This window comes from Pseudomonas sp. CCI4.2 (assembly GCF_034350045.1).
Lineage (GTDB): Bacteria > Pseudomonadota > Gammaproteobacteria > Pseudomonadales > Pseudomonadaceae > Aquipseudomonas.
In genome coordinates this window covers 3,948,371-3,960,637 of sequence record NZ_CP133781.1, presented here as the reverse complement: position 1 = coordinate 3,960,637, position 12,267 = coordinate 3,948,371, and the positions used below count along the sequence as shown (strand labels likewise).

Genomic DNA, 12,267 nt, shown 5'->3' with positions numbered 1-12,267 from the left:
TTATGGTCCCTTACGCCGAGACCGACGACCAATCGATCCAGCCAAACTTCCAGGTGGCGAGGATCAACAGGCCGAAGACAATCCGGTACCAGGCAAAGGCCGCATAGCTGTGACTGGCGATGTATTTCAACAACGCACGGACCGCGATCATGGCAAAAATAAACGACACCACAAAGCCAACCGCAATCACCGGAAAATCATCCGGCTGGAACAGATGACGATATTTAAAGCCCGAATAAATAGCGGCGCCTACCATCGTTGGCATGGCCAGGAAAAACGAAAACTCGGTAGCGGTCTTGCGTGAAAGACCGAACAACAAACCGCTGATAATCGTTGCACCAGAGCGCGACGTGCCCGGAATCATCGCCAGGCATTGCGCGCAACCCACCTTCAAGGCGTCGACCCAGGTCATTTCATCCACGGTCTCGGCATGTACCACGTGCTGGCGACGCTCGGCCCACAACATGACCACGCCGCCGATAACCAACGCCGTAGCGACCGTAATCGGGTTGAACAGGTATTGGTGAATCAAGTCGGCAAACATAATGCCCAAGACGACTGCGGGCAACACCGCAATAATCAGGTTCACGGTAAAACGCTGGGCTTCGCGTTGCTTGGGCAGCCCAGTGACAACATCGAGAATCTTGCGCCGAAACTCCCACACCACCGCCAGAATTGCCCCGAGCTGGATGATGATGTTAAACGCCATTGCCCGTTCACCACCGAAGCCGATCAAGTCGGCGACGATGATCTGATGCCCCGTACTGGATATCGGCAGAAACTCCGTCAGCCCTTCAACAACCCCAAGTATCGTCGCTTGTGCGGCGGTCCAAAGATCCATCATTCCCCCATGGGGCAGTGCGCTCGGCATGCCCTATTTAGTATGTCTATTGAAGTGAGTACGCGACGTCCGATATCTATCGGACTAAGAGTGTGACCATTAATACGTGAAAAAGGTGTGAGTCCCTCATGTTTAGGCCTACCGCGCCGAAATCCTGTCAGACACAGGTTATTGACGCTGTACAGTGAACAATGTAGTGCATGCTCTGATGCGGTTGCATGACAGCAAAACAAGAACAAATCGTTATGGAGTGGAACCTCATGAATAGCTTGCGCAGTATGTCGATCAGCCGCCGTCTCTGGCTGATTTTAGTGGTCTCGGTATTTATGCTATTTATGCTCGGCGTGTTGATGCTCAAGCAAATCCACACTGACCTGTATGCCGGAAAGTCCGAAAAAACTCATCATCTTGTAGAAACCGTCAGCGGCATTCTTACGTATTTCCACGATCAAGAAACGGCAGGCAAGCTCAGTCGCGATCAAGCGCAGCAACAGGCACAGGCCGTCGTGCGGGGGCTGCGCTATAACCAGAGCGAGTACTTTTGGATCAACGATTTGCGTCCGGTGATGATCATGCACGCGGCCAACCAAAAGCTCGAAGGCCAGGACCTGTCGGCGATCAAAGACGCCGATGGTGTGTTTATCTTCAATGAAATGGTCGCCATCGCGAAAAGCAAAGGCGCAGGTCCGCTGAATTACCGCTGGCCAAAACTAGGCTCAAGCACCGCAGTCGAAAAAACTTCTTTCGTTCAACTATTCGAGCCGTGGGGTTGGGTAGTCGGTTCAGGTGTGTACATTGATGACTTGCAGGCCGAGTTCTATGCGCAAGTGTGGAAAGCATCGATTGCCGGATTCAGCATTGCGGTGTTGATGGCGTTGCTGGTGGTGTTGATCTCCAGAAGCATCGTCCGACCGTTACAAGACGCAGTGGACGCCATGGCGAATATTTCCAGCGGCGAAAGCGACCTTACCCGCAACCTGGACACCCATGGACGCGACGAGGTGACGCAACTCGCGACCCACTTCAATGCGTTCACTACCAAAATGAAGCTCGTGGTTGAGCAGTTGATGGATGCCTCGTCGGCGCTGGGTCTGGCCTCGACCGAGCTGGGCAGCAGCGCCAGCCAGGCGCAAGTCCATAGCCAGCAACAATCGCAGCAGATGGAACTTGTGGCGACCGCCATCAACGAAGTGACCTACGGCGTTCAGGACGTAGCGAAAAACGCCGAACAGGCCGCCAGCGAAATGCGCGACGCGGAAAACCAAGCCAAACAGGGCCAGGTCAACATCGACAGCAGCTTGCGCCAGATCGATCTTTTGTCCAATACGATTACCCAGGCCGTGGCCGTCATCCAAACCCTGGCAGCTGAAAGCACACAGATTGGCAGTGTGTTGGAGGTCATCCGTTCCATCGCTGACCAGACCAACTTGCTGGCGCTAAACGCAGCCATTGAAGCGGCGCGGGCCGGCGAACAAGGTCGCGGCTTTGCGGTGGTGGCGGATGAAGTTCGCTTATTGGCACAACGTACACAAAAATCAACGGCTGAAATCCAGACGATGATTGAACGCTTGCAGGGTCATTCCAACGCGGCGGTCAAAGTGATCGGCGACAGCAGCCATGCGTCGCAGTTGACCATCGACCAAGCCAACCAGGCCGGTGCGAGCCTGGCGTCTATTACCCAGGCGTTGCGTAACCTCAATGGCTTGAATGCCTCGATTGCCAGCGCCACGTTGGAACAGGCGCATGTGGTCGAAGACATCAACCAGAACGTCACTCAAGCCGCAAGCTTGTCGCAAGACGCAGCCTATGCCGCAGAACGCTCCAGCACCGCCAGCGTTCAATTGCGCACGCTGAGTGATCGTTTGAAAACGTTGTTGGGACAGTTCCGGGTTTAGGCCTGCGCTAGTCCCCTATCGGGACTAGCCTTCCCCCTAACGCAGCGCCCGTACCTCGCCGGGCGCGGGCGCTCACACCCTCTCCTTCCCCACCATTCCCCAACCCGCTTACAATCCCCCGCGCCTTTATCCCCGCTGTCCCAAGGAGTTGTCATGTCCGGGCTTGAACTGTTCGCTGCCGCACTAGGCGTCACTGCTGTGTGGTTGACGGTGAAACAGAATCGCTGGTGCTGGCCCATCGGCTTGGTCATGGTGCTGCTGTATACGTGGGTGTTTTTCGAAGTGAAGCTGTATTCGGACATGCTGTTGCAAGTGGTGTATGCCGTATTGCAAGTGTACGGCTGGTGGCAATGGACACGTCGTGACTCAGCCCACCCAGGGCGGTCAGTCAGTTATCTGGCAACGAGTTCACTGCTGATGAGCCTGGTGATTGGCGGGTTGGTCAGCGTGGTATTGGGCGCTGCGATGGCGTATTTCACCGACGCGGCTCAACCTTGGCTGGATGCAACGCTGACCGGTTTCAGCTTGGTCGCGCAAGTGTGGATGGCGCAAAAGCGCGTGCAATGTTGGCCGTTATGGATTGTGCTGGATGTGATTTTTGTCAGCCTTTTTGTCTACAAAGACCTCTACCTCACTGCGGCCCTGTACGCGTTGTTTACTTTGATTGCGGTTCAAGGCTGGCGTGAGTGGCGCAACGATCCGGCGCTTGCCCGATGAAGGTGCTCGTATTGTCAGGACCAGAATCCAGTGGCAAGAGTTCGCTGGCGGCCCGTATTCAGGCACGCTTTGGCGGTCAGGTGGTGGGCGAATACGTGCGCCACTTCATTGAAGAAACCCAGCGTGAAACCTGCTATGCCGACATAAGCGCCATCGCCCAAGGTCAATTGGCGTGGGAAGACGCCGCGCGGGCCACAGAGTCGACATTGTTGATCCTCGATACCCACTTGTTAAACAACATGCTGTGGAGCCAGACGCTGTTTGGCGATTGCCCCGCTTGGCTTGAGCCACAACTATTGCTTCGCCGCTACGATTTACACCTGTTGCTGGCGGCTGAGGGGTCTGAATGGGTCAGCGATGGCCAGCGCTGCCAGCCGGATTTAAATGATCGCCAAAGGTTTTTTGACGCCAGTCAGCAGTGGCTCAAAAAACACGCTCAGCCGTACCAGGTCATAGGGGGTGATTGGACGTCCCGCGAACGACAGGCCTTTATTGCGATCAGCCAACTCCTGGACCGCGTATAAAGTCTTCAAAAAGCGCAAAACTTCGAGTGAAGTGTCCGCTGCTGATACACATAAATCACACAACCGCCTGTCCCAGACAGCTCCGCTATCAAAATGCCTTTATGTGTTAAGCCAATGAAACACTCGCATTGAGGTGTTGCCGTCGGTCTGATGCGCGTAAACGCCCCTTCTATCCGTTTGAATCTGTATCAGCACCGTTACAGGCGCAATTCAATTTCACAACACCTCGTCTTAATCCGTTGATTTTCATCAACTAAACAAAAGCGGCACAGCTCCTGCTCTCTCTCCTTGCATCGCTGATTAGGGCCAGCGCATCTCACAAGGAAGAAGGTCATGGGGCGTTTCGAAAAAGGCGTATTTAGCCTACTAATGATGGGCTGCGTCAGTAGCACATTCATGCATCTTTCTGCTTTTGCGGGTAACGGTGAGATTGTTCTTGAACGCACCGTTCAGCCCCACGTTGCAACCCGTCCCGTGATGCGTCCTGATCCAAATCCCACCACTGTCAGTGCCAACCCGTCGAGTCAAATTCTCGGGGCCGTGGGCAGTTCTGAATTATCTGACGGCGACTTTGCCAGTGTCAGCAGCGGCGCAACTATTACCCACTTGATGATGCCCGGCGGAAGTTTGCGCGGTACGGATGCGCTTGGCCGTGGATTGCCCGGACTTAACGCAGGCCATTCGGGCGGATCCACTGGCGGCATCGGCGGACAAGTGACCAGCGCCGTACAACAAGGTTTGGCGCCGCTGCGAATGATGACAGGAGACATGAAATGAGCCGCTTTTTGCTGATTAGCGCATGGCTCTGCTCCTGTGCGGCGCTTGCCGACTCAAACAGTCCGGTGGTTGACCAATCCGCCATCAGCAATACCGGGCAAGGCTATCAAGGCAATGTTTCGGTCAACCAAGCGGCCGGCGATCAACAGCAACAAGTAAACGGCCGCGCCATCGCTATTGGCACGCAGGCGCAATCCACCGGCCAATACCGTCAGCAAATCAGCACCCGCGCCGACCCTGCACGGGATGCGCGATCCGTTATCGAAAGCAACGCTTTCAGCAATGGCGACGGGATTCTGGGGGTCAACCAGTCCTCCGGCGCCAACAACCAACAAATCAACGCCGTGCGCCTGAGCATCAGTGTTCAGCCGCAAAGCATCGACGACAGCGCCCTGTCACAGCAAAACGTGGCGCTGTTGCAAGGCTCCGGTTCATCTGAACATTCCCCCGGCAATCGCCAGGTCGCTACCAGCGATCAGGCCTTCACCGGTAGTCGGGGGGTCGTTCAATTGAACCAGAGCGCCGGGGTGGGAAATCAATCGATCAACGCCCTGAGCGTCCGGGTCTCGAACTGACCCAGCGGTAAACCGCAGCAAAGGTCCCAACACTTAGCTATCTAATAAAAATGGAGAAACACCATGAAACCTACAATGGCAATTAAGCCTTTGGTTTTTGCACTGGCAGCAGTCCTCGCAGTAGCCGCTCAAGCGGCTGAACACGGCAGCAACGACCATCGTGGAAATGATAACGATCCAAGCCCTCTGCTGAGCCTGCTCGTTAATGCCGGTTCCGCAGCCACCGTGATGGATTCACAGAGCAGCCATGACAACACTGTCCTTAACCAAGGCACGCAAAACAATGCGACCGTCGAAGGTTCGGCCTCTAACGCCAATGGCAACTTGGGGATCAACGTCGCGGGCGGCGACGCGAACCAACAGGACAACGCTGCGGCCATCGCAACCGCTGACGAAAGCTTCATTTTCGGCAGCGCTATTTCGGCGACCAGCGCGACCCAGACCAACACCGGTAACGCAGTGGGCAACTACTCCACTCACAGCAACGCGTCGCTCAGCAACTCGGCCAATAGCAGCTCGGGTAACGTGGGAGTGAACGTCACTTCTGGCGACTACAACCAACAGAAAAACAACCTGGCCATCGCGGTATCTGGCGGTCGTGTTGCGTCGGCATCGGCGTCGGCTAACCAGACCTCCAGCGCCACTTCCGTGGGCAACTACGCAACTCAGACCTTTGACAAAGTCACCCTGAAAGACACCGTTGACGTCACCGGTACCTACAAGGGCAAAGGCGAAGGCACCGTGGCTAATAATGAGCACGGTGGCTGGGGTGGCGAACGCAGCACCAAAGACAAACTGGCCTTCACCGAAAGCGGCACTGTTGAGCTGAGCGGCGTGGCGACTTATCAGGTATTGACCCCAAGTGGTTGGGCCAACCCTGTGACCAACAGCGCATCGTTGAGCAATTCGTTGAACAACGTGTCGGGCAACGTCGGCGCCAACGTGGCGGCTGGCATCGGCAACCAACAAAGCAACTCGCTGTCCATCGCGGCGGGCTGCAAAGCCTGCATGTAAAGGCAACGCTGAACGGGGGCTCTCCTGGAGAGCCCCCTTTTTTCCAGCTGCACAATGCAGAGGCTTAAACCATGCGCAGCAGCGCCCTTTTCTGCTTGTTATTTCTGGCGGGGCTGACCCAGGCCGGCCAAATGGCGGTCCCAGGGTTGCCCGGAGCGAACCTTGTGTATAAGCACGTTCAAAGCATTCGAGAACGTCGTTTTAGCGATTTGGTCGAACAAAAAACTGATTTCAGCTGTGGCGCTGCCGCACTGGCCACAGTATTGCGTCAAGCCTATTGGCTGGATGTCACGGAAAACCAACTGATTGAGGGCATGCTCGTGACCGCGGACCAGAAACTGGTGCGCACTCAGGGCTTCTCAATGCTCGACATGAAACGCTATGTAGAAAGCATCGGTATGCGCGCGCGCGGTTACCGCATTCCAGCAGACAGCCTGGATCGCCTGACCATCCCGGTAGTAGTGCTGATGGATATTCGCGGTTACAAGCACTTTGTAGTCATGCAAAAAGCGCAAAAAGAGTGGGTCTATATCGGCGATCCGGTATTGGGTCACAAGCGTTATTCCCGCGAGGATTTTGCAAAAGGTTGGAACGGCATCATTTTCGCGGTTATTGGCCCAGGGTATGACAAGAATAACGCCTTACTGGATCCTCCTCTGCCGGTGACTGCCAAGGGTCGGTTGGACACCTTTAAACCGGTGCGGGATGCTGAGTTGTTGGATTTTGGCTTTATGAAAAGTGATTTCTTTTAAAAACACTTGATGATTTACCAATAATAAAAACAGCACCGGGAGCCGCACATGAACATGCACCAGTGGTTAGCCGCCGCTTGCCTGGCCGCTAGTTTACCCACGCACGCCTCGTCATTATTTCAACCCATCGAACTTAAAGACCAGGAACTGTCCCAATTGCGCGGGCGTTATGTCATGCCGGACCGAATTGTTTATTTCGGAATGACCATGACCAGCACCTGGCAAAACGCCGCGGGCGATGTGCTGGGGGCAAAAACAACACTGCAAGTCCAACAAAATACTATCAAGCCTCAATTCTACGTTTCGCTTATCAATCAAAAAGGTGATGGTTCTACGCCGGTAATCGGCAGCGGTTCTATCACTGGCGGTGCCGGTTTGAACACTGTTCAAGGCGTGGCGCAAAGCACCCGAACGGCGGGTGACAGCAACAGCGCCAATAACACCGTCGATATTAACGTCCAGCAAAACGGACAAGTGCCCAGTATTGCAACCCATCAGGGCGAACTCTTAAACAGCGGAACAACCCTCAGCACAGCGAATGGCGCCGGTGCGTTGTCGGTATCGTCAGTCAACGGTGGCGTGCAGTTAGCCATCCAGGCCGCTAATAATCAGGGGGATGCTTTGCAACGTATTGCCGCGGGTGGTGTGAGCCAAGCAGTCAATCTGATCGGCGCTGGAAATCAGGTTCAAAACTTGACGCAACTCAATGTTGTGCTACGAAACGATCTCCCTTCCGCCGGTTCATTAAATAATAACCTTGAGCAATTAAAGGGGCTCCGATCCCTGGGTTATTGAACTACGCTCTGTCTCATAAAAAAGACACTCATGGAAGGCTAAAAACTATGTCCCGATCGTTCTCGTTTCGCGCGGTTGTTTGTTTAAGTGCACTATTGCCAGCGACCTTTATTCAGGCGGCAACAGATGCCGATGTCGACACACTGAAACAGGAACTTCTGGAACTGAAACAACGTTACGACGTTCAGCAAAAAGCCTTAATGGTGCTGGAACAACGGGTTCGCCAGGTCGAAGACCAACCCGCTACGCCGCAACCCAAACGGCTGGTTCGTTCACCGGCCACACCGGCCAACAACGGCAGCACCGTGTCCACCGCCAGCAGCGACGCCCGCGCGCCCGGCACATCAGCCTCCAGCAGTTCGTATGGGCAATCGCTGAAAGACGATTCGGCACCGGCGCAAAGCGTGACCAACCTGTATGACGAGGCCAGCGGGTTTTTCGGCGGCGGCACTTTCAGCCTGGAGACCGGCCTTACCTATACCCACTACGACACGCACCAATTGATCCTCAATGGCTTCCTGGCGCTGGATTCAATCTTCCTCGGCAGCATCGGCGTCGATCAAGTCAAGGCTGACAACTGGACCTTGGACTTGACCGGCCGTTATAACTTTGATCAACGTTGGCAGTTCGACCTCAACGTTCCGGTCATCTATCGCGACACCACCTACTCCTCAGCGGGGGCTGGCAACTCGTCCACCGCCATCTCCGAAGTCGACGTCAAACGCAATCCGACCGTGGGGGACATCAACTTCGGGGTGGCGTATAAATTCCTCGATGAAACCGCCAACAGGCCCGACGCGATCTTTACCTTCCGGGTCAAGGCGCCCACGGGCAAAGACCCGTATGGCATCAAACTGCAACGCTCCAGCCAAAACGACAACCTCTCGACACCCGAAAGCCTGCCGACTGGCAACGGCCTATGGTCGGTGACGCCGGGCCTGTCGCTGGTTAAAACCATTGACCCTGCCGTGCTGTTTGGCAGCATTGCTTACACCTACAACCTGCAAGATTCGTTCGGCGACATCAGCCCTACCGAAGGCATTAAAGTGCCGGGCAAGGTCAAGCTGGGCGATACGTTCCAAATAGGCGCAGGCATTGCGTTCGCCCTGAACGAAAAAATGAGCATGTCGTTCTCGGTGTCTGATTTGATCGCGATGAAAAGCAAGGTCAATCAGGATGGCGCAGGCTGGCAAACTATCAGCAACAGCGATGCTAACGCCGGTTACTTCAACATCGGCATGACCCTCGCGGTCTCAGACAAACTGACCATCGTGCCTAACCTTTCCGTGGGCCTCACCTCTGACGCACCGGACTTCACCTTCAGCGTTAAATTCCCGTACTACTTCTAAAGATGGCTTACATGAAAAGCCCGCGATCATCGCGGGCTTTTTGTTTACGACCTGTAGGCTTCAACGAATCTGATGTTTATGCAGCAACCGGTAAAAAGTCGGCCTCGACACGCCCAATACCTTGGCGGCCACACTGAGGTTATCGCTGTGCCGTGTGAGTACGTCACACAGTGCCTGACGTTCGGCCCGGGACTTATAGTCATCCAGCGTGCCCATGGTGCTGATCACTTCATGCTGGCCCACCAGCCCCAAATCAACTGCTTCGATTTGTCGACCTTCAGCCAACACCAGCCCACGACGAACCCGGTTTGCCAGTTCACGAACGTTGCCCGGCCAGTCATGTTTGCCCATGGCCACCAGCGCATCCTGACTAAAGTTACGCGGACGACGGCCTGTTTCCTGGCTATAAAAGTGCGCAAAATGGTTGGCCAGCATCGCCAAATCACCGTGGCGCTCACGCAACGGTGCGGTGCCCACTTGCAGGACATTTAACCGGTAATACAAATCTTCGCGAAACCGGCCTAACGCAATGGCCGCTTCGAGGTCCACATGGGTCGCCGCCAACACCCGAACATCGACCGAGATAGGTTCACGACCGCCCACGCGCTCAATGTGTTTTTCCTGAAGAAAGCGCAACAAGTTGGCTTGCAACTCCAAGGGTAAGTCGCCAATTTCATCGAGAAACAACGTGCCGCCATTGGCGGCTTCGATGCGGCCGATCTTGCGTTGATGGGCCCCTGTGAACGCGCCTTTTTCGTGACCGAACAGCTCGGACTGAATAAGGTGCTCAGGAATCGCGCCGCAGTTGATCGCCACAAAAGGTTTGCCTTTGCGGTGGGACTGCTGGTGCAAGGTGCGAGCGACTAACTCTTTGCCCGTGCCACTTTCGCCACGAATCAATACCGGCGATTCGGTGGGCGCCAGTTTGCTCAGTAATTTGCGCAGTTCACGGATCGGCCGGCTTTCCCCCAGCAGTTCATGTTCGAGTTCTCGAACTTGAACCGCTCCCTGTCCACGCAAACGTGCCATGCCGTAGGCACGCCCAAGGGTGACCTGAACGCGGGAAACATCGAACGGCAAGGTATGAAAATCAAAAAACCATTCGCAGACGAAATCACCGAACTGCTGGCGCCGGAGGTCTTCAGGACTGACCACGGCGATCCATTCGGTGTGACTGCGGGTGATCAAATCCTTGACCGCTTCCGGGTGTTCGACGTGATAAGGCAATAGCCGAAGCAAGCCCACATCACAGGAACGTTCAACCGCCAACTCCAAGGTGCTGCTATCTACACCCCACCCAGCATCGCGTAGCGCGGGGATCAATCGATGACAATCGTCGCAGGGATCAACAACTAACAGGCGACGCAGTGGAGCCGATTCTTGCATAGAGATTCCTTGACGCCAGATTTTATAACTCTTTTAGAAACAGTAAGTTGGCAAGCCCGGCTGTAACACTAGCAAAACATTGACGCGCGCTTATATTGTTTAGCTATATTTTTCCTAACTAAAACCACTAATGAATTAACTCGGTAATGACAGGAAGCCGGTTGTTTCATATCGCGTACTGCCCGGAGATCCCCAGCCACAGGCGCTCACCGATGAAACACTGGATTATTAATTTTTTTACAAGGGGTTGTGACTTAACCCGACGCTGAGATCATCAGTAAAAGGAACCAGCCGAACGGTAAGCCCATCGACGGTGAATGAACTATTCAGGACACAGAGAGGAACCCTCATGAACGCCCCATTGCGCTTTAACGAAGCACTTTTGATCGCGGGTCATGCATTCGAACCTTTTCAATGCGTCGCCTGGGCCCCGCAAGACGGTAACGGCGAACTTAATTTGACGGTCATTGACCGCACGAATAACAGCATTGGCCGACAACGAATCCCCAGCAGCGTTTATTGCGACCCTGCGCAGTTGGAACGACTGTTGGAACAGGTGCGGGCTGAGATCAGGCAGGGGGGGTACAGATTGATGCCGTGGTCGATGCCGGTTTGAGGCGCTTCAAGTCCAACGCATCGCTAACACGTTGGCTCCTACAGGTTTTATAGGGATCGCCCGAGAACTGTAGGAGAGTCCGCCACGTCTTCGACGACGCGCTGTCGCGCAGCAAACACAGGACAGCAGCAGAAGATACTGTGGGAGCAGGCTTGCCTGCGAAGAGTCCCGTCATCGCGCCGCTGATGCCAACCTGAAATTTGGGTCGCCTGCATTGACGCTTTCGTTGGCAAGCCAACTCCCACAGAAACTTCGGCAGATAAGAAAGGGTAGGCGCAGAGAAATCTTATCGCAGCCTTCCGCAGCTCCTACAAAATTATGGCGAGACGTCCCATCTGACACACCACTTATTACCACGCAAATATGCCCTTTATCGACAACGCATCAATGTGGCAATAATCCGCCCCTAGCGCCGACGCCAGTTGCAACGCCCTTCCCAACCTTATTGGCCCGGATTCAATATCAATCAACACACTGGGGCATTCGAGCTTGGCCATCACCGGCATATCTTTCACACGGCCATCAGTCAGTACTAAAACCCGTTGTTGCTCGTTCGGACGCTGTTGTTGCCGCACGGTCAGCCAATGAATAGCCAATTGCAACGCAGCAAAAAGCGGGGTGCCGCCCCCCGCCCCCAAGTCGTCCAACCACGGCTTCAAACCGGCTGGGGCTTTTAGGCCTTGATGCTGCCAGCGCGGTGAGTCACCACTGGCTGTCAACAGCGCCAGGCGCACGCGGCGGCGGTAGGCGTCATCGAACAACTGGCTTAATAACCCTTTGGCCTGACTCAGCGCGTGATGACGTCGAGTAGAGGCCGAGGCGTCGACGATGACCAACCACAATTCCTGAGGCTGGCTGCTGCGCGGCATGCGAATCAGGTCTTTTCGGGTACGCGGGCGACCCCGTAACAGGGTCGGTACCCAGCGAACTGCGCCGTCGACGCCGTTCCGCGCAGCGCCGCGTTTGCCGCCGATCAGGCTGCCGGGGCGGGGGGTGGCATCCGCCCCCAGCGCTAAACGAGGGCGG

The 12,267-nt window shown here is 55.2% G+C and carries 13 protein-coding genes and 1 pseudogene; 11 read left to right on the top strand and 3 right to left on the bottom strand.

The features are described from left to right. Nucleotides 1-10: 10 nt before the first annotated feature. Nucleotides 11-841, bottom strand: a complete 831-nt coding sequence (locus RHM65_RS18045) for an undecaprenyl-diphosphate phosphatase (protein WP_322164556.1) — start codon at nt 839-841, stop codon at nt 11-13. Nucleotides 842-1,059: 218 nt separating this feature from the next. On the opposite strand from RHM65_RS18045, the pseudogene RHM65_RS25425 reads away from it, so the two are divergent. The 10 genes and pseudogenes from RHM65_RS25425 to RHM65_RS18000 form a co-directional block, all read left to right on the top strand. After that, nucleotides 1,060-1,869, top strand: a pseudogene (locus RHM65_RS25425) (cache domain-containing protein); the annotation flags it as partial. Between the two features lie 15 nt (nt 1,870-1,884). Continuing rightward, the gene (locus RHM65_RS25420; protein ID WP_416195072.1) at nt 1,885-2,736 is read left to right on the top strand and encodes a methyl-accepting chemotaxis protein; all 852 of its coding nucleotides are present in this window, start codon (nt 1,885-1,887) and stop codon (nt 2,734-2,736) included. A 153-nt stretch (nt 2,737-2,889) separates the two neighbouring features. Next, nucleotides 2,890-3,453 carry a nicotinamide riboside transporter PnuC gene (gene pnuC / locus RHM65_RS18035; protein WP_322164559.1) on the top strand — a complete coding sequence of 188 codons (564 nt, stop codon included), beginning with the start codon at nt 2,890-2,892 and terminating at the stop codon, nt 3,451-3,453. Then, nucleotides 3,450-3,977, top strand: coding sequence for an AAA family ATPase (locus tag RHM65_RS18030; RefSeq protein WP_322164560.1), 528 nt, complete (start codon nt 3,450-3,452; stop codon nt 3,975-3,977). The genes pnuC and RHM65_RS18030 overlap by 4 nt, the downstream gene beginning before the upstream one ends. Before the next feature lie 333 nt (nt 3,978-4,310). Next, nucleotides 4,311-4,754: a hypothetical protein gene (locus tag RHM65_RS18025; RefSeq protein WP_322164561.1), complete on the top strand. Its 444-nt coding sequence runs from the start codon at nt 4,311-4,313 to the stop codon at nt 4,752-4,754. Next, nucleotides 4,751-5,329, top strand: a complete 579-nt coding sequence (locus tag RHM65_RS18020) for an adhesin (protein ID WP_322164562.1) — start codon at nt 4,751-4,753, stop codon at nt 5,327-5,329. The genes RHM65_RS18025 and RHM65_RS18020 overlap by 4 nt, the downstream gene beginning before the upstream one ends. Before the next feature lie 63 nt (nt 5,330-5,392). After that, on the top strand, nt 5,393-6,343 hold the full coding sequence (locus tag RHM65_RS18015; protein ID WP_322164563.1) for a heme utilization protein: 951 nt from the start codon (nt 5,393-5,395) through the stop codon (nt 6,341-6,343). Between the two features lie 71 nt (nt 6,344-6,414). Continuing rightward, a complete protein-coding gene (locus RHM65_RS18010; RefSeq protein ID WP_322164564.1) occupies nt 6,415-7,095 on the top strand; it encodes a C39 family peptidase in 681 nt (226 codons plus the stop codon). 48 nt (nt 7,096-7,143) lie between these two features. Beyond that, entirely contained in the window at nt 7,144-7,890 is a 747-nt protein-coding gene (locus RHM65_RS18005) for a hypothetical protein (protein WP_322164565.1), read from the top strand. A 47-nt stretch (nt 7,891-7,937) separates the two neighbouring features. Beyond that, nucleotides 7,938-9,239 carry a hypothetical protein gene (locus RHM65_RS18000; protein WP_322164566.1) on the top strand — a complete coding sequence of 434 codons (1,302 nt, stop codon included), beginning with the start codon at nt 7,938-7,940 and terminating at the stop codon, nt 9,237-9,239. Nucleotides 9,240-9,299: 60 nt separating this feature from the next. Here the strand turns inward: RHM65_RS18000 and RHM65_RS17995 are convergent, their stop codons facing one another. Beyond that, nucleotides 9,300-10,625, bottom strand: coding sequence for a sigma-54 dependent transcriptional regulator (locus RHM65_RS17995; protein WP_322164567.1), 1,326 nt, complete (start codon nt 10,623-10,625; stop codon nt 9,300-9,302). 349 nt (nt 10,626-10,974) lie between these two features. On the opposite strand from RHM65_RS17995, the gene RHM65_RS17990 reads away from it, so the two are divergent. After that, nucleotides 10,975-11,241 (top strand): hypothetical protein, encoded by a 267-nt coding sequence (locus RHM65_RS17990; RefSeq protein WP_322164568.1) that lies wholly within the window; start codon nt 10,975-10,977, stop codon nt 11,239-11,241. Between the two features lie 350 nt (nt 11,242-11,591). On the opposite strand, the gene RHM65_RS17985 is transcribed toward RHM65_RS17990, so the two are convergent. After that, complete coding sequence (locus RHM65_RS17985) at nt 11,592-12,251, bottom strand: vWA domain-containing protein (protein ID WP_416194804.1); 660 nt, start codon at nt 12,249-12,251, stop codon at nt 11,592-11,594. Between the last annotated feature and the right edge of the window lie 16 nt (nt 12,252-12,267).